At 69.3% G+C, this 18,993-nt stretch carries 22 protein-coding genes and 1 tRNA gene; 12 read left to right on the top strand and 11 right to left on the bottom strand.

The window, feature by feature from the left end; genetic code table 11:
• Window positions 1–74 precede the first annotated feature (74 nt).
• Window positions 75–776 (top strand): glutathione S-transferase N-terminal domain-containing protein, encoded by a 702-nt coding sequence (locus tag BrevBR_RS06750; protein ID WP_332641201.1) that lies wholly within the window; start codon window positions 75–77, stop codon window positions 774–776.
• 6 nt (window positions 777–782) lie between these two features.
• Here the strand turns inward: BrevBR_RS06750 and BrevBR_RS06745 are convergent, their stop codons facing one another.
• The 5 genes from BrevBR_RS06745 to cpdR all read right to left on the bottom strand — a co-directional run bounded on the left by BrevBR_RS06745 (window position 783) and on the right by cpdR (window position 3,029).
• The gene (locus tag BrevBR_RS06745) at window positions 783–1,553 is read right to left on the bottom strand and encodes a DoxX family membrane protein (RefSeq protein WP_340000766.1); all 771 of its coding nucleotides are present in this window, start codon (window positions 1,551–1,553) and stop codon (window positions 783–785) included.
• 148 nt (window positions 1,554–1,701) lie between these two features.
• Complete coding sequence (locus BrevBR_RS06740; RefSeq protein ID WP_332641202.1) at window positions 1,702–2,130, bottom strand: hypothetical protein; 429 nt, start codon at window positions 2,128–2,130, stop codon at window positions 1,702–1,704.
• Between the two features lie 42 nt (window positions 2,131–2,172).
• Window positions 2,173–2,415 (bottom strand): hypothetical protein, encoded by a 243-nt coding sequence (locus tag BrevBR_RS06735; protein ID WP_332641203.1) that lies wholly within the window; start codon window positions 2,413–2,415, stop codon window positions 2,173–2,175.
• 88 nt (window positions 2,416–2,503) lie between these two features.
• Window positions 2,504–2,578: transfer RNA gene (locus BrevBR_RS06730), tRNA-Val, on the bottom strand.
• Window positions 2,579–2,669: 91 nt separating this feature from the next.
• On the bottom strand, window positions 2,670–3,029 hold the full coding sequence (gene cpdR, locus BrevBR_RS06725) for a cell cycle two-component system response regulator CpdR (RefSeq protein WP_055826880.1): 360 nt from the start codon (window positions 3,027–3,029) through the stop codon (window positions 2,670–2,672).
• A gap of 125 nt (window positions 3,030–3,154) precedes the next feature.
• Between cpdR and BrevBR_RS06720 the strand changes: the two genes are divergently transcribed.
• Window positions 3,155–4,003, top strand: coding sequence for an N-formylglutamate amidohydrolase (locus tag BrevBR_RS06720; protein ID WP_340000377.1), 849 nt, complete (start codon window positions 3,155–3,157; stop codon window positions 4,001–4,003).
• A 246-nt stretch (window positions 4,004–4,249) separates the two neighbouring features.
• Here BrevBR_RS06720 and BrevBR_RS06715 read toward each other — a convergent pair whose 3' ends face one another.
• Window positions 4,250–4,933 carry a DUF599 domain-containing protein gene (locus tag BrevBR_RS06715; RefSeq protein WP_332641205.1) on the bottom strand — a complete coding sequence of 228 codons (684 nt, stop codon included), beginning with the start codon at window positions 4,931–4,933 and terminating at the stop codon, window positions 4,250–4,252.
• 143 nt (window positions 4,934–5,076) lie between these two features.
• On the opposite strand from BrevBR_RS06715, the gene ppa reads away from it, so the two are divergent.
• The 3 genes from ppa to BrevBR_RS06700 all read left to right on the top strand — a co-directional run bounded on the left by ppa (window position 5,077) and on the right by BrevBR_RS06700 (window position 8,570).
• Window positions 5,077–5,643 (top strand): inorganic diphosphatase, encoded by a 567-nt coding sequence (gene ppa / locus BrevBR_RS06710; RefSeq protein WP_056616489.1) that lies wholly within the window; start codon window positions 5,077–5,079, stop codon window positions 5,641–5,643.
• An 87-nt stretch (window positions 5,644–5,730) separates the two neighbouring features.
• Window positions 5,731–7,602, top strand: a complete 1,872-nt coding sequence (gene cobT, locus BrevBR_RS06705; protein ID WP_340000376.1) for a cobaltochelatase subunit CobT — start codon at window positions 5,731–5,733, stop codon at window positions 7,600–7,602.
• Window positions 7,599–8,570 (top strand): esterase-like activity of phytase family protein, encoded by a 972-nt coding sequence (locus tag BrevBR_RS06700; RefSeq protein WP_340000375.1) that lies wholly within the window; start codon window positions 7,599–7,601, stop codon window positions 8,568–8,570. The genes cobT and BrevBR_RS06700 overlap by 4 nt, the downstream gene beginning before the upstream one ends.
• 5 nt (window positions 8,571–8,575) lie before the next feature.
• On the opposite strand, the gene BrevBR_RS06695 is transcribed toward BrevBR_RS06700, so the two are convergent.
• The 4 genes from BrevBR_RS06695 to BrevBR_RS06680 form a co-directional block, all read right to left on the bottom strand.
• A complete protein-coding gene (locus BrevBR_RS06695) occupies window positions 8,576–8,902 on the bottom strand; it encodes a hypothetical protein (protein WP_340000374.1) in 327 nt (108 codons plus the stop codon).
• A gap of 70 nt (window positions 8,903–8,972) precedes the next feature.
• The gene (locus BrevBR_RS06690; RefSeq protein ID WP_332641210.1) at window positions 8,973–9,581 is read right to left on the bottom strand and encodes a demethoxyubiquinone hydroxylase family protein; all 609 of its coding nucleotides are present in this window, start codon (window positions 9,579–9,581) and stop codon (window positions 8,973–8,975) included.
• On the bottom strand, window positions 9,559–10,092 hold the full coding sequence (locus BrevBR_RS06685; protein ID WP_332641211.1) for a disulfide bond formation protein B: 534 nt from the start codon (window positions 10,090–10,092) through the stop codon (window positions 9,559–9,561). The genes BrevBR_RS06690 and BrevBR_RS06685 overlap by 23 nt, the downstream gene beginning before the upstream one ends.
• A 51-nt stretch (window positions 10,093–10,143) precedes the next feature.
• Window positions 10,144–10,719 (bottom strand): YqaA family protein, encoded by a 576-nt coding sequence (locus BrevBR_RS06680; RefSeq protein WP_332641212.1) that lies wholly within the window; start codon window positions 10,717–10,719, stop codon window positions 10,144–10,146.
• Between the two features lie 146 nt (window positions 10,720–10,865).
• On the opposite strand from BrevBR_RS06680, the gene BrevBR_RS06675 reads away from it, so the two are divergent.
• The 4 genes from BrevBR_RS06675 to BrevBR_RS06660 all read left to right on the top strand — a co-directional run bounded on the left by BrevBR_RS06675 (window position 10,866) and on the right by BrevBR_RS06660 (window position 14,260).
• On the top strand, window positions 10,866–11,306 hold the full coding sequence (locus tag BrevBR_RS06675; protein ID WP_340000373.1) for a VOC family protein: 441 nt from the start codon (window positions 10,866–10,868) through the stop codon (window positions 11,304–11,306).
• Between the two features lie 2 nt (window positions 11,307–11,308).
• Entirely contained in the window at window positions 11,309–11,920 is a 612-nt protein-coding gene (locus BrevBR_RS06670; RefSeq protein ID WP_340000372.1) for a DUF6655 family protein, read from the top strand.
• 64 nt (window positions 11,921–11,984) lie between these two features.
• On the top strand, window positions 11,985–13,835 hold the full coding sequence (locus tag BrevBR_RS06665) for a DUF885 domain-containing protein (protein WP_340000371.1): 1,851 nt from the start codon (window positions 11,985–11,987) through the stop codon (window positions 13,833–13,835).
• An 83-nt stretch (window positions 13,836–13,918) separates the two neighbouring features.
• Window positions 13,919–14,260, top strand: coding sequence for a TFIIB-type zinc ribbon-containing protein (locus tag BrevBR_RS06660; protein ID WP_340000370.1), 342 nt, complete (start codon window positions 13,919–13,921; stop codon window positions 14,258–14,260).
• Window positions 14,261–14,263: 3 nt separating this feature from the next.
• On the opposite strand, the gene BrevBR_RS06655 is transcribed toward BrevBR_RS06660, so the two are convergent.
• Complete coding sequence (locus BrevBR_RS06655) at window positions 14,264–15,982, bottom strand: hypothetical protein (RefSeq protein ID WP_332641218.1); 1,719 nt, start codon at window positions 15,980–15,982, stop codon at window positions 14,264–14,266.
• A 207-nt stretch (window positions 15,983–16,189) separates the two neighbouring features.
• On the opposite strand from BrevBR_RS06655, the gene BrevBR_RS06650 reads away from it, so the two are divergent.
• From BrevBR_RS06650 to BrevBR_RS06640, 3 genes are read left to right on the top strand one after another with little or no spacing between them, the layout of a single operon-like run.
• Window positions 16,190–16,894: a response regulator transcription factor gene (locus tag BrevBR_RS06650; protein WP_332641219.1), complete on the top strand. Its 705-nt coding sequence runs from the start codon at window positions 16,190–16,192 to the stop codon at window positions 16,892–16,894.
• Complete coding sequence (locus tag BrevBR_RS06645; RefSeq protein WP_340000369.1) at window positions 16,863–18,503, top strand: ATP-binding protein; 1,641 nt, start codon at window positions 16,863–16,865, stop codon at window positions 18,501–18,503. The genes BrevBR_RS06650 and BrevBR_RS06645 overlap by 32 nt, the downstream gene beginning before the upstream one ends.
• Window positions 18,500–18,928 (top strand): HPr kinase/phosphorylase, encoded by a 429-nt coding sequence (locus BrevBR_RS06640; RefSeq protein WP_340000368.1) that lies wholly within the window; start codon window positions 18,500–18,502, stop codon window positions 18,926–18,928. The genes BrevBR_RS06645 and BrevBR_RS06640 overlap by 4 nt, the downstream gene beginning before the upstream one ends.
• Window positions 18,929–18,993: the final 65 nt, after the last annotated feature.

Raw genomic sequence — 18,993 nt, 5'->3', positions numbered from 1 at the left:
GTTCCGCCACTCGATGTGTTGCGGTTTCGGGCGAGGCTTCCAACATGGGAGGCGTCCTCCGAAGGAGTCTCCCCATGAACGATCTGTCCGCCTTCCCGATCACCGGCCGCTGGCCCGCACGGCATCCTGATCGGCTGCAGCTGTATTCGCTGAACACGCCCAACGGCGTGAAGGTCTCGATCATGCTGGAGGAGATCGGCCTGCCGTATGAGGCGCATCTGGTCGATATCGGCGAGAACGAGAGCTGGACGCCCGAATATCTGTCGCTGAACCCGAACGGGAAGATTCCGGCCATCATCGATCCCGACGGTCCGGGCGGCAAGCCGCTGGCCCTGTTCGAGTCGGGCGCCATCCTGATCTATCTGGCCGAAAAGACCGGCAAGCTGCTGTCGGCCGATCCGGCGACCCGATATCAGACCATCCAGTGGGTCATGTTCCAGATGGGCGCCATCGGCCCGATGTTCGGACAGGTGGGCTTCTTCCACAAATTCGCGGGGCGCGAGTACGAGGACAAGCGTCCGCTCGAACGCTACGTCGCGGAATCGAAGCGGCTGCTGGGCGTGCTTGAGACGCGGCTGGAAGGCCGCGACTGGATCATGGACGACTATTCGATCGCCGATATCGCCACCCTGGGCTGGGTGCGCAATCTGATCGGCTTCTACGGCGCGCGCGAACTGGTCGGGTTCGACGAACTGACGAACGTCCCGGCCTGGCTGGAGCGGGGTCTAGGGCGGCCGGCCGTGGAGCGCGGCCTGAATATACCGGCCCGGCCCTGACCCCTGTCAGGGGCCTTCCGCGGCCGGGTCCTTGCGGTCGAGGAAGCCCCACGGCCGCGCCGCCGGGTCCAGCCCGGCGCGGATCGCCCAGGCCGCTCCGCACATCGAGGCGGCGATGCCCAGCATGACCCATTCAATGTGGGCGGCCGGCGCGGCGGCCGCCCTGGGCGCATGCAGAAGCAGGGCGAAACCGGCGTACATGACGGCGAGCAAGGTCGCCGCCAGCCTCGCCTGGACCCCGGACAGGATCGCCAGACCCCCGGCGATGTGGAACACCCCGGTGGCCCAGGCCCAGAACAGCCCGCCCGGCGGAATCCAGGCCGGAACCATCGCGGCGGTGAAGGCCGCATAGGCGAAATGGCTGAAGCCGAAGACCGGCTGGCACAGGCCGAAGGCGATCCGGGCGGTCAGCCGCATCCGCGCCTCGGTGATTCCGGCTGGCAGGGTCAGGGCCGCCAGCGTCAGTCCGCCCGCCGCCATCGCCAGGGTTTCGGCGAATCCGAGCCAGGACACCATTTCCAGCGGTCTGGCGATCAGCGCGGGTGTCTTCAATGCGACCGACCAGAGGCCGTACATGACCGCGAGCGCCAGCGCGCCGAACAGCGCCGATCGCCTCCAGAGCAGGGCCGAGCCCGCCGCCAGCAGCGCCAGGCCGCTGATCGCGGAAAGAGTCTCGCGGGCGGGAACGCCCTGGGGCACGGGCTGCCATTGCAGGGCGAAATCGCCGAACGCGAGTCCTGCAAGCCCGAGGCCGATCGCACCGGCCGCATATATCACCCTGTTCAACCGCATCGCCGCCTCCGTGGAAGATCGGCTCCCCCCGGGGCGGCCGACGGGACAGGGGGCGCGCCTTTTCGCGCGGGCGGCAACGGCCGCGGCGCGAGTATTGCCGACGAAAGCCGATGAATGCGCCGGCGCCGCGGACCTAGCGTTTGCGGAAGCGTTTGGCCTCGGCGGCCATGCCGGCGCCCCAGGGGTCGGGCGTCGCAGCCTCGGGCTGGAACGGCAGCTCGCCCGCGACGCCGCGCATGGCCAGGGCCAGAGGCAGGGCGAAATGGACGAGCATGCGCAAGGGTTTGCGCCGGTCGTCCGTGACGTCCCAGCCCTCGGCCGCGAAGGCGTCGGTCAGGTCGAAGCCTTCCAGATGCTGGATCCCGTCCCAGTCGTCTGGAAGCGCCACCGCTTCAGCGGCCTCGACGGTCAGGCCGAAGGCGGCCCGGGCGGTCGCGTCGATGTCCGGGAATTCGGCGCGCGCTTCCGGATCGGCGTGGCGCGGCTTCATCAGCGCCTTCAGTTCCAGATCGGCGACGCCGGGCAGGTCGAGCAGGCGGCGAAGCTTGGGTCGGGTGTTCATGCGGGGGATTGAGCGCCCGGCCGCACCGATGTCAACGAAGCCCTAGCGCGGGTCGAAGGAGCGGTGTTCGGTCAGGGGCGCCACGAACAGCCGGTCGCAACCGGCCTCGTCGTCATTCAGGGGGAAGGCCTCATAGGCGTCGCCGGAAGCCTCCAGCACTTCAGCCGCGAGGGCGTTGAACTCCGCCTCGTGGCCGGGCCGTCGGAACAGCACCGCGCCATCACGGGCGTCTATGACGCCGTAAGCAGGAGAACCTTCGAGAAGGGTGTCGAGATCGGGGGCCATGGAGGGGCAATCCCCGAACCGGCCAAAGGTTTCCAGCGGCGTCGGGAAATCAGCGGACGCGCAGAAGGCTGGATTGTCAGGGAGAGAATGGTGGACGCGACAGGGATTGAACCTGTGACCCCTTCGATGTCAACGAAGTGCTCTCCCGCTGAGCTACGCGTCCGCCGTGGCGGTTCCGGACGGGTCCGGAACGGGAAGGCGCGGTCTATAACCCGCAGGGCTCGCCGACCGCAAGGCCATTATTGGGCCCTGCGTCAGGCGGCCGCCACCATGCGCTCGACCTCGCCGACCAGGTCGCGAAGGTGGACGGGCTTGGACAGGACCTTGGCCTGCGGGCTGGCCTGGGCGGCGCTGAGAGCCACGGCGGCGAAGCCGGTGATGAACATGATGCGGATGCCCGGCTGGCGGGCGGCGGCGACGCGCGCCACCTCGATGCCGTCGGCGCCGGGCATGACGATGTCGGTCAGCAGCAGGTCCCACGGGCCCTGGTCCAGGGCGTCGATGGCGTCGTCGCCGTTCTCGCAATCGACAACCGAATGGCCGGCGCGCTCCAGGGCGCGGGTCAGGAAGCCGCGCAGGGAGTGGTCGTCTTCGGCCAGAAGGATTCGCGCCATATGATTTTCGCCCCGGTCTTCTTTCACCCGAACCTAGACCGCACTGGTAAACCCGCCATGAAAATCAGCGGGATGTCAAAGCACGCCTCTGTGGATGACGGGTGGAAACAGGCTATGGCTGCGGCATGAACCGAGGGGACGGCGGCGAGGATTGGACGGGTTTCACCGTGGTTGAGGGCGCAGGGCCGGGCCGGTTCGTCTTCGCCTCGCCCCACTCGGGCGACCTGTATCCGGCCGACATGGGCGCCGATCCGGCTCTGACCGAAGCCAGTTTGCGCAGCGCCGAGGACGCCCTGGTCGACCGGCTGATCGCGCCGGGGGCGGCGAGCGGGGCCGTTCTGGTGCTGGGTCGGCTGGGCCGGGCCTATGTCGACCTGAACCGCGATCCCGCCGATCTGGACCCGCTGCTGATAGAGGGGCTGGGCGAGGGGACGGGCTCGGCCCGGACGGCGGCGGGCTATGGCGTCATTCCCCGGCTGAGCGGCGACGGAAAGTCCCTGTACGCGCGCCGGCTGACGCTGGACGAGGCGCGTGAACGGATCGCGCGGGTGCATGCGCCCTATCATGCGGCGCTGGACGAGCGGATGCGGGCGGCGCGGGCGCGGCATGGCGAGGCCGTTCTGGTGGACTGGCATTCGATGCCGGCGCGGGCGACGCAAGGCTCGGGCGGCGCGCGCGGGCCTGACGTCGTCCTCGGCGACCGGCACGGCTCGTCCTGCGCGGCGGAGCTGACACGGCGGCTGCGGCGGGCGTTCGAGGCGCTGGGTTGGCGGGTGGCGCTGAACCAGCCCTATGCGGGGGGATGGACGACCCAGGCCTGGGGCCGGCCCGATGAGGGCTTTCACGCCGTTCAGATCGAACTGAACCGGGCGCTGTATTTCGACGAGGCCGCGCGGACCCCCTCCGCCGGCTGGTCGCGCACGCAGAAGGGGGTCGCGGGGGTCATCGCCGGCCTGCTGGCCAGCGGGACATAAAAAAAGCCGCGCCCGAAGGCGCGGCATAAAAGTCTTTAGGGAGGAAACGCCCAGGAAGGGCATGACGCCCGGAGGCGTCGAAAATCAAGCTAGTGTGCGGTGCACAAACCGTCAAGACAGTATTTCGCACCTGCGTTCACGCCATGTAACGGCACGGTCGTTCCTCGTGATCGCCCTGTAATCGGTTTCCGGGGCAAAATCTGTCCGTGAGCGAGCGCATCTGCGAACGACCTTGGCCGTCGAGCCTCAGGGCTCCAGCAGGCGCCGGGCGCTACGGATGGCCCGGGCGGCCGGAGAACCGGCCTGACGCCAGACCAGCAGGCAGGAGATGGCCGCGACGCCGAGCGCCAGCCACAGGGGCCCGAACAGCCAGGCGGCGGCCGCGAGCGCGAAATAATAGCCGCGCACGCCCTGGCTGAAGGCGCTGAGCGCCGGATTCAGAAGATTGGCCGCCGCGTCGCCCAAGGCGACCCTGTCGGCCTCGGTGTGCACCTCCGGGGCCGCGCCGATCAGGGCGAGCGAATAGTTCAGCTGACGGATCGACCAGATAAAATCCAGCAGGCCACGCGACAGACAGAGCAGCACCAGCGCCAATCTGGCCTCCAGCAATCCGGTCGGCACACCCTCAGCTCCCACGGAGGCGAATCCCTCGATCGCCTGTTCGCCTCCGAACAGGACGCTCGCCACCGCCGCGATCAGCAGCAGGTTGGTCGAGGCGAAGAAGCCGCCGGAATTGATCGTGTGCCCCAGCAGATTGCTGTCGACGAGGCGGATTTCGCGATGGGTCATCGCGGTCATCCAGACGCGGCGCACGATCAGCATGTCGTCGTTCAACGTGCCGCTGCGCCGCGCCAGCAGACTGAGCAGGGGGCCATAGCCCAGCCAGCAGACGAGGAAGAAGCCGAGGGCCAACCAGTCGAAAAGGGTCATGGGATGCTCCTCGTCAGGGCGTCATGGTGACGTGCGCGCGTCCCGCGCTCAAGCAGCGAGTGAGCTCCGCCTTGCTTCGGGCGCCGTGCGCGCCTATCACGCCCGCCACTTTCGTATCGCACTGCACAATAATCGAGCGCGCCATGAATATCGACGCCATCACCGTCGGCCCGAACCCGCCCTGGGACGTCAATGTCATCATCGAGATTCCGCAAGGCGGTCTGCCGGTGAAGTATGAGATGGACAAGGCGTCCGGCGCCCTGTTCGTCGACCGCTTCCTGCACACGGCGATGTACTATCCGGGCAACTACGGCTTCATCCCGCACACCCTCTCGGACGACGGCGACCCCTGCGACGTCATCGTGCTGAACCCGACGCCGGTGGTGCCAGGCTGCATCATCCGCTCGCGTCCGATCGGCGTGCTGAAGATGGAAGACGAGGCCGGCGGCGACGAGAAGATTCTGGCCGTGCCGGTCGACAAGCTGAACCCCTATTACACCGACATCGCCAGCTACCGGCAGCTGCCGGCCATTCTGGTCGAGCAGATCGAGCATTTCTTCACCCGCTACAAGGATCTGGAGAAGAACAAGTCGGTGACCGTGAAGGGTTGGGGCGACGCCGGCGAGGCCGCCGAGCTGATCGCCGCGGGCATGCGCGCGCATCAGGACAAGCTGAAGGCCGCCGCCGGCAAGGCCGCAAACGCGGCGTAATCTGTCTCCTCCCTGTCGCGCAGCGATGGGGAGGAGACTGGTGGTGCGCGCCTTCTCCCGGCGAGACAGAACAGCTATCTGAACCGTATGGCCGCCGCCGAAACCCCCGCTGACATCTTCAAGCGCGCCCTCGCCCATGCGGCGCGGGCTCTGGCCGAACAGTCCGAGCTTGAGGTCACATTCGGCTCGGACGGGCCGAAGCTGTCGAACGGCGTCCTGACCCTGCCCCACCCGGCGCGCGATCCCGGCGCCGCCGGCAATGCGGCGCTGCGCGGACAGGCCGACCGGCTGGCCCTGCGCCTCGCCAACCATGACGAGGGGGTGCACGCCCGGCTGCGGCCCGCGGATCAGCGCGCCGCCGACGTGTTCGAGGCCGTCGAACAGGCCCGGGTCGAGGCCGTGGGCTCGACGTCCCTGGCGGGCGTCCGGGCCAATATGAATGCGGCCCTGTTGACCCGTCTTGAGAAGATGGGCGCCCTGCGCGCCGATGCCGAACGGGTGCCGCTGCCCGAGGCCGTGGCCCTGCTGGTGCGCGAGCGGCTGACCGGCCAGCGCGCGCCCGACGGCGCGGGGGCCATGCTGGATCTCGTCCGCACGGCTCTGGAGGACAAGGCGGGCGACAAGCTCAACGCCCTGACCGATGTGGCGGGGGACCAGACCGCCTTCGCCGAACGGCTGAAGGACGTCCTGCGTGCGTTGGACCTCGATCCCGGCGACGGGCGCGGCGACGACGCTTCGGACGACCAGGGCGACGAGGAGCCCGATCCGCAGGACCCGGACGCGGCCGACGATCAGGACGAGGAAGACGACGCCGGCGGCGGCGAGGGCCAGTCGATGGACGGCTCGACCGACGACAAGGACCAGGGCGAGGACCGCGACAGCCGTCCTGACGGGTCGCCGGGCGACCCCGACGGCGAGGCCTCGGACGACGGTCCGGACGTCAACGAGGGCTCCCTGCCCAACCGCCAGCAGACCGTGGACGACGGCCGCGCCGTCGACGCCTACCGCGTCTTCACGACAGCCTTCGACGAGGTGGTGGACGCCGCGGACCTGTGCGACCCGAACGAGCTGGAGCGGCTGCGCGCCCTGCTGGACCAGCAGCTGACGGCCCTGTCGTCGGTGGTGTCGCGTCTGGCCAACAAGCTGCAGCGCCGCCTGATGGCGCAGCAGAACCGCAGCTGGCATTTCGATCTGGAAGAAGGGGTGCTGGACACCGCCCGCCTGACCCGGATCATCACCGACCCGACCAGTCCGCTGAGCTTCAAGGCCGAGAGCGAGAGCCCGTTCCGCGACACGGTGGTGACCCTGCTGCTGGACAATTCCGGCTCGATGCGCGGGCGGCCGATCATGGTGGCCGCGGTCTGCGCCGACATTCTGGCGCGGACGCTGGAGCGCTGCGGCGTCAAGGTCGAGATCCTCGGCTTCACCACCCGGGCGTGGAAGGGCGGCCAGTCGCGCGAGGCGTGGATCACGGCCGGCAAGCCCGCCAATCCGGGCCGTCTGAACGACCTGCGCCACATCATCTACAAGTCGGCCGATTCCCCCTGGCGGCGGTCCAGGAAGAGCCTCGGCCTGATGATGCGCGAGGGGCTGCTGAAGGAAAACATCGACGGCGAGGCCCTGACCTGGGCCCACGAGCGGCTGCTGGCCCGCACGGAGTCGCGGCGCATCCTGATGGTCATTTCGGACGGCTCGCCGGTCGACGATTCCACCCAGTCGGCCAATGCCGCCCTGTACCTGGACAAGCATCTTCGGCAGGTGATCGCCGAGATCGAGACCCGATCGCCGGTGGAGCTGATGGCCATCGGCATCGGCCACGACGTGACCCGCTGGTACCGCCGGGCGGTCACCATCGTCGATGTCGAACAGCTGGCGGGGGCCATGGTCGAGAATCTGGCCGCCCTGTTCGACGCCGAGCCCAAGGCGGTCGCCTCGGGCCGCCGCCGGAAGGCCGCGTGAGGCGGCTCGCCGCCGTCTGCCTGACACTGCTGCTGGGCGCCTGCGCGGGCGCGGGCGTCGTCTCCGAACCGTGGCGGGGCGCCGAGGGCGGCTGGACGCCGGTCGCGGCCGAAATCCGCGCCATCGGCCTGGGCGTGCCCGGCGGCGTCAGACTGGCTCCGGGCGTGCGTTTCGCCGGCGGGGTCCGGATCATCGCGCCGCGGGGCGACCGGCTGCACGGCCTGTCGGACCTGAAGCTGGCGGATGGCGATCTGGTCGCGGTCACCGATGGGGGCGATCTTGTGCGCGGGCGCCCGGCGTTCGACCGGCGCGGCCGGCTGGCGGGACTGTCCGGCCTGCGTCTGCGCGGGCTGACGGCCGGGGACGGGCGCGCCTTCCCCACAAAGTCGGACGGCGACGCAGAAAGTCTGGCGATCACAGCAGACGGCGACCTTGTGGTCGGCTTCGAACAGTCGCCGCGCCTGTGGTCCTACGGGGCGCTCGGCGCCCTGAGGGACAGGCCGTCGCCGCTGGCGGTTCCCCCGATCGCGCCCGGCAACGACGGTCTGGAAGCGTTGGCGGCCGCGCCGGGAGGTCTGCGCGCCGCGGCGGAAGCCGGCGGCGTGTGGGATTGCGCGCCCGCGCGCTGCACCGAGGTCATGCCGCCGCCGGCGATCCCTCCGGCGGTCTCCGACTGGCGGGTCACCGGCATGGACCGCGACCCGGCGGGCGAGGGCTGGTTCGTGGTCGAACGCCTGTACCGCGAGCCCTTCGACATGCGCGCGCGTCTGCGCCGTATGGATGCGTCAGGCGGCCTGGGGCCCATCCTCGTGATCCTCAGCCTGCCCTCGACGACCGATAATTTCGAGGGCGTGGCGGCCGTGGCCGGTCGATCGGGGACGCGCCTCTACATCCTGTCGGACGACAACGACAATCCGCGGCAGCGGACCCTGCTGCTGGCCTTTGACCTGAAGTCGACGGAACCCTGAGAGGGTCAGCCGCCGTCCGGCATGCGCGCACCCTGCATGCGGCGCAGCATTTCGCGGCTCTGCGCCGCTTCCTCGGCGGTCTGGACCGTGCTGCGGCAGACGCGGCGGCCGAAGCGCGATCCGGTCACAGCCTCGGTCCGGCAGGTCTGGGTCGGCTGGGCGGGCGTGGCGGCCACATTCACAGGCGGCAGGCCGACGACCTGACCGGTCTCAGCCGGCGCCGGGGCGGTCGCGGGCGCGGCGGTCTGGGTGGCGGTCTGGGCGGCGGTCTGGGCGGCAGGGGGAGCCTGCTGCAGGAACAGGGCGGAAGCGAACAGGACGGGGAGGAACACCAGGAACTCCTGTGGAACTTTGATCAGGCATAATGCCAGCCGGGCCGCGGATCGCAACCCGGGCGTGCGATCAGACTTTTTCGCTGATCTTTATGGCCGCACGGCAACCGGCCTTGATGACCGCGCTGAGCAGATCATAGCCGGGCGCTTCGCGGGCGCCGTGTTCGACCGCGTGGTCGTGATGGGCCAGTTCCTCGTCGCGGAACACCGACAATTCCGCCGCCAGCGCCGGATCGCGGTCGCCCAGCTCGGCGATCTGATCCGCGTAGTGTTCCTCGATGACGCTCTCGACCGCCTCGGTGCAGGCGTGGGCCGCCTTCTCACCCATCAGGGCGGTGCCGGTCCCCAGCGCCATGGCCGCCAGCCGCCAGACCGGCGTCATGATCGTCGGCCGCACCCGTTCGGCGTTCAGCAGGGCGTCGAAACGGGCCAGATGCACCGCCTCCTGGTCCTTCATCTCGCCCATGTCGGCGGCCAGGGCCGTCTTGCCGGCGCGACCGTCGAAGACGGCCTTCTGGGCGCGGTAGATGTGGACGGCGGCGTATTCGCCCGCGTGGTCGACGCGCAGGATCTCGGCCCGGCGCCGCTTGCTGGCGCCACGCCCCGGCCGGGCCAGCGGAATGCGCCGCTCGGCCTTCAGACCGGCTGCGGAGCGCTCAGGTTCTAGGGGCTCTGGCATCCTTGGGCCTCTTGGCGGCGAGAAGGCTGAATACGGCGAGGGCCGCCGAGATCAGGGCGTTCCATCCTGCCATGGACAGGCCGAGGAACTGCCATGCCACCGCGTCGCAGAAGACGGGTTTTTCGATCGGGCCGGTTCCGAGGGCCAGGGCGGCCAGACCCTCGAGATTGACCTCGCCTCCGCCCGAACAGGTCGCGGGCAGCTCCCACCACTTCAATTCGCCGCCCATGTGGAAGACGGCGGTGATGGTTCCCGTGGCGAAGACGACGGCCAGCAGGAAGGCGGCGATCCGGGGCGTTCCGCGGCTTCCGCGGCTGATCAGGTGCCACAGGGTGGCGGTCAGGGCGATGGCTGCGGCGCCCCAATAGACCTCGCGCTGCTTGAGGCAGAGGTTGCAGGGCGCCAGACCGCCGAACCGTTCGAACGCATGCGCCGCGCCCAGCATCGCCAGCGAGGCGGCGAGGGCGAAGGCGGTCCACCACCGCGTCAGGAGTCGATAAAAGCCTCTCATCGGACGATGTTCTAGCCGGGCCTGACCGCCGCGTCGATGCGGCTCGCCGGATCAGAGAAGCTTCACCGCCGCTATGGCGCCGATCAGCACCACCAGACCGATGACGCTCCACATCGCCAGCCGCTTTTCGACCATTTCCAGCATGGCGGGACCCCAGCGTTTGAGGATGAAGGCCTCGGCGAAGAAACGCGCACCGCGGGTCACGACGCACAGGGCGACAAACAGGGCGAAATTGAACTGGAAGATGCCCGAGGCGATGGTGATCAGCTTGAACGGGATGGGAGTCAGGCCCTTGATCAGGATCACCCACGCGCCGTGCTGCTGGAACAGGGCCTTGGAGGCCTCGAATGTGTCGGCCTTCCCCAGCCAGGTCAGGATCATCATCCCCGCGTCGGTCAGGAAATAGCCGATGGCGTAGCCCAGAACGCCGCCCAGCACCGACGCCAGGGTGCAGACGCCGGCGTAGAAATACGCCCGCTCCGGCCGCGCCAGGATCATCGGCGCCAGCATCACATCGGGCGGAATGGGGAAGAAGGAACTCTCGGCGAACGAGACCGCGGCCATCGCAGGCGTGGCGTGTTTGCTGCGGGCCAGGGCGAAGACCCAGTCGTAGAGCTTGCGAAGCATTTGATCCCTTGGGCGAAAGCCGAGCGATCGCGTCTAGCAGGCGGCGCGGGCGGGCGCATCCACCGAAACAGGCCGTTATTCGCGATCGCGGCGAACGGTCGCTATAAGGCCGCCTTCCCGCCTCCTCCCAAGGACGGACGTTCCGCATGCGCTATCTGCACACCATGGTCCGGGTGACCGACCTGGACGCCTCCCTGCATTTCTACCGGGACCTGCTGGGTCTGGTGGAGACGCGCCGCGCCGGGAATGAGGATGGCCGCTATACGCTGGTCTTCCTCGCCGCGCCGTCGGACCGGCCCCGGGCCGAGGCCGAACGCTCGCCCGAGGTGGAACTCACCTTCAACTGGGACCCCCAGCCGTATGACGGTGGGCGCAATTTCGGCCATCTGGCCTACAAGGTCGACGACATCTACGCGGTTTGCCGGCGGTTGATGGACGGCGGGGTCGTGATCAACCGTCCGCCGCGCGACGGCAACATGGCCTTCGTCCGGTCGCCGGACGGCATTTCCATCGAACTGTTGCAGGAAGGTGCGCCGCTGCCCCCCGCCGAGCCCTGGGCCTCCATGCCCAATACCGGGAGCTGGTGAGCGTGCGGACCCCGATCGTCCTTATCGCCGCGGCCGGCGTGCTGGGGGCCTGCGCCTCCACCTCCGAGACCTATCCGTCGCGCACGGCGACCGAGCAGTTGTTGGTCGCCCGCGCCGCCGACCGCGCGGTCGAGGGCCTGACGCTGCCCATTCCCGCCGGTTCGCGGGTGTTCGTGGACGACGCCTTCTTCCGGGCCGAAAACGCGCCCTATGCCATCAGCGCCATCCGGGCGGCCCTTTCCGAAGCGGGTTACGCCCTGGCGCCGTCGAAGTCGGACGCCGACGCGGTGTTCGAGCTGCGGGCCGGGGCCCTGTCGCTGGAGCAGATGCGCCGCGTCTTCGGCCTGCCCGACATGCGGGTGCCGATCAACGACACCTTCAACGTCGTCTCGGTGCCGGAACTGTCGGTCTACAGCCGCCGCGACCGGATCGGTGTGGCCGAGTTCTCCGGGTTCCTCTACGAACCGAGGACCGGGGCGCCGCTGGGCGCCGTCATCCCCATGACCGGCGAGTTCCGCATCCGCAGTCACAAGCTGCTGATGATCGTCGCCTGGGGCCAGCAGACCGTCGACCCCGGCGAACGCGACCCGGGCGACAGCTGGCGGCAGTTCTAGGCCGAGGCTTGCACCCCGGTCCCCGACCGGGGATGGTCGCGTCTCACAGTTTCCGGGGGTTCCCATGCGCCGTCTGCTCGTCTCGTCCGCCGCCGCCGTCGCCCTGCTGGCGTGCGCCCCTGCCGTTGCGGCGGCCCAGACCCCTGAGCCGGCGGCCGCTCCGGCCCAAAGCGAGGACGCTCGGCTGGCGGCCTTCTTCGAGCAGGCGTTTCAGGAACGGATCGCGCTCAGCCCGCAGTCGATGACCTCGCTGGGGCTCAAGACCGACTACGACAGGCTGGACGACGCCACCGACGCCGCCTCGGACCGGGCGCTGGCCCTCGCCGAACGCCAGCTGGCGCAGCTGAACGACCAGTTCAATCCGCAGACCCTCAGCGCCGACAGCCGGATGTCGTGGCGGCTGTTCGAATACGGCGTGCAACAGGCGCGGCTGTCGAACCGCTGGCGCGACTGGGGCTATCAGTTCGCCGCCAACGGCAATCCGACGACCGGCCTGCCCGTCTTCATGATCAACAACCACCGTGTCGGCAGCGTCTCCGACGCCGAGGCCTACGTCTCGCGGCTGCGCGACGCCGAGCGTGTCATGGGTGAGATCGCGGCAGAGCTGCGCGACCGGGCGTCGAAGGGGATCATCTCGCCCCATTTCGTGTTCGAGCCCTCGATCGCCAACACCCGCAACATCATCGCCGGCGCGCCCTTCGACAGCGGCGCCGACAATCCGGTCTGGGCCGACTTCCAGAAGAAGGTCGCGGCCCTGGAAGCCGATCAGGCGACGAAGGACCGGCTGCTGGCGGAAGGGCGCGCAGCCCTGACCGGTGAATGGAAGCGCGGCTATGAGGGCGTGCTGGCCGCCCTGTCCGAGGTCCAGGCGCTGGCCGCGGCCATGCCCGACCGCGACGGCGGCGTCTGGCGGCTGCCGGACGGCGAGGCCTTCTACAACGCCCGGCTCCAGCTCTCGACCACCACCGACCTGACGGCGGACCAGATCCATGAGACCGGCCTGTCCGAGGTGGCGCGCATCCAGGCCGAGATGGAGGTCATCAAGGCCGCCGTCGGCTTCACCGGCTCGCTGCAGGACTTCTTCGCCTTCATCAAGACGGACCCGCGGTTCCAGTATCCGAACACGCCCGAGGGCAAGGAACAGTATCTGACCGACTCGCGCGCCTTCATCGCCCGGGTGATGACGGACGCCCCGCGCTATTTCCACGACCTGCCCGAAGCGGCGCTGGAGGTGCGGTCGGTCGAGCCCTGGCGCGAGGCGACGGCCTCGGTCGCCTTCTACAACTCGCCGGCGCCGGACGGGTCGCGGCCCGGCATCTACTACGTCAACCTGTCCGACATGACCCAGGTTCTGAAGCCCCAGATCGAGGCCATCAGCTATCACGAGGGCGCGCCGGGCCACCATTTCCAGATCGCCTATGCGCAGGAAATCGAGGGCATGCCGCGCTTCCGGCGCTTCGGCGGCTATGGCGCCTACGCCGAGGGCTGGGGCCTGTACGCCGAGCGGCTGGGCAAGGAGATGGGCTATTATCCGGATCCGTATTCGGACTTCGGCCGGCTGTCGCTCGAGCTGTGGCGGGCGGTCCGGCTTGTCACCGACACCGGCCTGCACGCCAAACGCTGGAGCCGGGAACAGGCCATCGAATATTTCCAGCGCAACTCGCTGCTCAGCGAGCGCGACATTGTGAAAGAGGTCGAGCGCTACATCACCAACCCCGGTCAGGCGACCAGCTACAAGATCGGCGAGCTGAAAATCCGCGAACTTCGCGCCCGGGCCGAGGCCGCGCTGGGGCCGCGCTTCGACGTCCGCGACTTCCACTCCGTCGTGCTGGGCTCGGGCTCGGTGCCGCTGGAGGTTCTGGAGGACCAGGTCGACGCCTGGATCGCGGCGGGCGGCGGCGCGCCGACGAGCTGAGACCGGCGCGGCCCTTCGCCGCGTTGGCGGAACTCCAGGCCCGCCCTAGCTCTACGGGTGGACCCCTTTGACTGGAGACGCCCATGCCGCTCTTGATGTGCCCGAACGACAACGCCGCCATGCAGACGCTGGAACGCGGCGGGGTGCAATTCGACATGTGCCCCAGCTGCCGCGGCGTCTGGCTGGACCGGGGCGAGCTGGAAAAGCTGATGGCTTCCGCGACCGAGGAAGGCCGCGCCTCCGCGCCCCAGGCCGCGCCGCCGCAGCAACCGTATCCGCCGCAGCAGGCGCCGCAGCAGCAGGCGCCGCAGCAGCCCTGGGGATCGCAGCCGGCCTATCGCGACGAACGCTACCGCAGCCGCGACGACGACGACTACCGCTACAAAAAGAAGAAGCGCGACAGCATCTTCGATATTTTTGATTGAGACCTAGGCGGCCAGGCCGGCGGCCCTCATCAGCCCCTTGAGCGGGGCGAGGGCTTCCGGCGCGGCGGACAGGGCGGCACGGGATTCCGGGGCGCGGAACAGTTTGATCGCCTCGATCCTGGCCCGGTCGGCGGCGGGTCCCATGGGCGCGGTCTCGCCGGCGGCCATGCGCAACAGCACCGACAGCTTCTGCGGCAGGGGCGCGGGCGAGCGCGCCAGCATCATCACGATCCTGGCCTCGTTCTCGACCGCCCCGCCGACGGTGCCGATAGCGGCCGAAATCTCGGTATCGTCACGCTCTGTCAGGCCGCAGCCGTGCACCGCGCGCTGCAGACTGGCCAGCACGCCCAGCTTCTGGGCGGCGGTCTGGCCGACGGCGTTGGCGCGCATTTCGGTCTCGAACCGCAGCGAGCCGACGCAGGCCGACAGCCAGCGGGCCGCCGATCGCTTGTTGGCCGTGCCGGTGACGTTCTCGCACAGCCTGGTCAGGGCCTCGGCCTCGCACAGCACGGTGGTGCAGGTCTTGGCGTAGGCGGCGACGAAATCGGCGGTGACGATGGCCTTGGACCGCTCGTTGAAGGCGTTCTGGACCTCTTCCAGCGTCAACAGGCGGCCGGCGGTGACCGTCAGCGCCATGGCCAGGGTGCGCAGGATGTCGATCTCGCCGGCGGCGTCGTTGGGGCGCAGACGCCGCGGGCTCATCAGCTCGCGCAGCACCATCCGCGCCAGGGCCGAGGCCAGCAGGGGGAATTCGCCCGCCTCAAGCCGCGCCCCCAGCCGGGCGGCGGGGCCGTCGACATTGGGCATCTGCAGCGCCATCCGGGCGTCCTGCCGGATCAGGGCGGCGATCTCATTGGGCGCCACCATCCGCACCACGGCGGCCAGCGAAGCCCCCTGATCCAGCGCGGGCCCCAGGATGTCGGTCAGATTGGTGCGCGCCGCCAGCATTTCGCACAGCAGCTGTTCGATCGGCACCAGCACCATGGCGCGCGGCGGGCCGTCCATGGGCGCGCGATCGGCCAGATCCATCAGCCTGTCCAGCCTCACGCGGCCGCCGCGCAGCCCGGTCAGGGCGCACGAAATCACCCCGCCCATGATGAAGGCGCGGTCGGCCTGGCCCGACAGCCGGTGCGCCAGATCGGCGAGCGAATGGTTTTCCAGATCGGGAAACTGGCCGCGCCGGCCCGCCGCGATGACCCGTTCGACGGCCCTGTCGGCCAGTTTCTGATAGTGGCGGACCAGATCGTGGACCGGCTGGCCCACGGCCTGACTTTCGGGCACGGCCACCTTCTGGATGGCGTGCTGCAGCTCGACGCCCGAGGCCTCCAGCTTTTCGGCCAGGTCGGGGCGATGCAGCAGTTCGAAGGCGGTCACCCCCTGACGCGCCAGCCAGTCCTCCAGCACCCGGCCGATCAACTCGCGGGCCTGGGGCGTATAGAAGTCCTGCGGTCCGTTGCAGCGGGGACCGCTCTCGGACTCAGGCACCACCCGTTTGTGCCGCACCTCGGGCGCGCCGCGGGTCAGGACCGTCGAACTGGCGAACTCCATGGTGTCGGGATCGAGGGTTTCCTTGGTCACCCGCACCGCCGCCGCCCGGTTGTCCGCCAGCATGTCCTCGGCCGTCTGGATCGCCACGGTGCGGTCTTCCGTCGCCATCTGGAGTGCCCAGGGCGCGGGAGCCGTCTTCCGGATGTAAACCTCGTAGTGGACGGAGCCGGCCATCAAAACGCTCTAACTGTTCCCGCCCATGATGGCGCCAAGGCTTTAAGGCGGGGTTTCGTTGTCAATTGTGGCGATGCGGCCCATCTAGGGGCCTTGCCGTCCGGGTTTTCAGTCGACCGGCCCCGGACAATGATGGATTAGAACGGTAACGCTTGCCGTGCGTTGAGACTGCGAACGACGAACGAAAAGCCTGCAAGGAGACCGCCTTTGGCCAACATCACCCTGGTCGACGACGACGAGAACATCGTCGCCTCCGTCTCGCTGGCGCTGGAAAGCCACGGCCACAAGATCACGGCGTACCACGACGGGGCTGCGGGCCTCGAGGCGCTGGAGGCCAGTCCGCCGGATCTGGCCATCCTGGACGTGAAGATGCCACGCATGGACGGGATGGAGGTGCTGCGCCGCCTGCGCCAGACCTCGCAGATCCCGGTCATCATGCTGACCTCGCGCGACGAGGAGATCGACGAAATCCTGGGCTTCAACCTGGGCGCCGACGACTATATCCACAAACCCTTCAGCCAGCGTCTGCTGATCGAGCGGGTCAAGGCGCTGCTGCGCCGGACCGGCGCCGACGGCGGCGAGCCGGAGCCGTCGGGCGAGAATTCCTCAAAGGCCATCAAGCGCGGCAAGTTGTCGATGGACCCCGCCCGCCATGAGAGCACCTGGGACGGCAAGCCGGTCAAGCTGACCGTCACCGAATTCCTGCTGCTGCAGGCCCTGGCGCAGCGTCCGGGCTTCGTGAAGAGCCGCGACAACCTGATGGACGCCGCCTACGACGATCAGGTCTATGTCGACGACCGCACCATCGACAGCCACGTCAAGCGGATGCGGAAGAAGTTCCGGGTTGTCGACCCCGAGTTCGACGCCATCGAGACCCTGTATGGCGTTGGATACCGCTATCGCGAAAGCTGATCCGCTCCCGCCGGGAGACGACGAACCGCGCCGCCCGTCGCTGAAACGCTTCGGGGGGTCGCGGCTCGGCGGCCTGATCCTGGCCCTGAACCTGCTCAGCCTGCTGATCCTTTTCGTCGGGGCGCTGGCGCTGAACGAATGGCGGCGCGGCCTGATCGAGGCCCGGCAGGAGACGCTGATCGCCCAGGCCGAGCTGCTGGCCAATGTGCTGGCCGACAAGGAATATACGGTCGGCGAGCCCAATCCGCAGTTCAACGTCGAGAAGGCTCCCCTGCTGCTGCGGGACAATTTCATCCCCGCAGGTCAGCGGGCGCGGCTGTTCGACCTCGACGGCCTGCTGGTCGCCGACAGCTATGCGGTGACCGAAATCATTCCCGGACAGGCGCTGCCGCCCGCCCGCCCCGCCGGCACCCCGCCGATCCAGGTCGAACCGGGGCTCGCAAGCCGCAACGAGGCCGCCGTCGAACGGGCCCGCTCCGCCCTGGCCGCCGAGGTCGAGGCGGCGCTGGACGGCGAGGCCCAGGCCGGGCTGCGCCGGTCCGAAAGCGGCGACCGGGTGGTCTCGGTCTCCATCCCCGTGCGCCACGTGCAGCAGGTTCTGGGCGTGCTGACGCTCGAGGCCGGCGACGTCGACGAGACCCTGGCGGCCCAGCGACGCGCCCTGATGCCCTTCGCCCTGGTCGCCCTGTTCGTGAACCTGCTCGGCTCGCTGCTGATGCACCTGTTCGTGGCCCGGCCGGTGATGCGGCTGTCGGCGGCGGCGGACGAGGTCCGGCTCCAGCGCGCCCGCGCCATCTCCCTGCCCGATCTTGAGGGCCGCAGGGACGAGATCGGCGATCTGGCCCGCTCGCTGGAGACCATGACCGAGACACTGTCGGACCGGATGGACGCCATCGAACGGTTCGCCGCCGACGTCTCGCACGAGATCAAGAACCCCCTGACCTCGATCCGCTCGGCGCTGGAGACCCTGCCGCTGGTCAGGACCGAGGCCCAGCGCGAGAAGCTGACGGCCCTGTTGCAGCAGGACGTGAGACGGCTGGATCGGCTGATCACCGACATCTCCAACGCCTCGCGGCTGGACGCCGAACTGGCCCGCGACCGGCCCCGCACCATCGACCTGACCACCCTGCTGACCGAAATCGTCGGCGTCTATGAGGCGGGGCGCAAGCCGGGCGAGCCGCGCATCGCCTTCGAGCCGCCGGCGGGGGACCATATCCTCGTCCTCGGCCGCGACGGGCCGCTGGGGCAGGTGTTCCGCAACCTGATCGACAACGCCCGCTCGTTCAGCCCGCCCGGCGGCCTGGTGCGGGCCACCCTGTTGCTCGACGCGACCGATCCGGATCGCCCCGCCCACGTCCGGATCGACGACGACGGCCCCGGCATTCCGCCCGAAAACCTCGAGACGGTTTTCCAGCGGTTCTACACCTCCCGGCCCAAGGGCACGGCCTTCGGGGCCAACTCCGGCCTCGGCCTGTCCATCGCCCGCCAGATCGTCGAGGCTCACGGCGGGGCCATCCGGGCGGAAAACCGGACAGACGAGCAGGGCGCGGTCGTCGGAGCCCGCTTCGAGGTCGCCCTGCCGCCGGCCGGCCTCGGGCGCCGCGGATGAGCGACCAGCCCCTGCACGGCACGGTCGCGGCGCGCTGGACGCCCGCCCGCGGCTGGCGCGGCGTCCTGATCACCGGCCCGTCCGGCGCCGGCAAGAGCGACCTGGCCCTGCGGCTGATCGGACAGGGCTGGCGGCTGGTCGCGGACGACTACGCCCATGTGTTCGCCTCGGGCGGCGCACTCTATGCGACCTGTCCGGCCACCATCGCCGGCCGTATCGAGGCGCGCGGGGTCGGCGTTGTTCCGGCCTGCGCCCTGGATCTGGTCCGGCTGGTGCTGGCGGTCGAGCTGTCGGCGGACCCTGTCGAGCGCCTGCCGGACCCCGCCGAAACCGTTATCGCGGGCGTCCCGTTGCCGCTGGTGCGGCTGTGCGGATTCGAACCCTCGGCGGTCGAAAAGGTCACACTGCTGACCAGCCCGCTTTAACCCGGCGCTGACTTGGGCTATTCCGCCCGGCTTGCGGCGAGCTCAAGGGCCGCCGGACGCGGGGC

This window comes from Brevundimonas sp. BR2-1 (assembly GCF_037626195.1).
GTDB lineage: Bacteria > Pseudomonadota > Alphaproteobacteria > Caulobacterales > Caulobacteraceae > Brevundimonas.
This window is presented reverse-complemented; position numbering and strand designations above follow the sequence as displayed.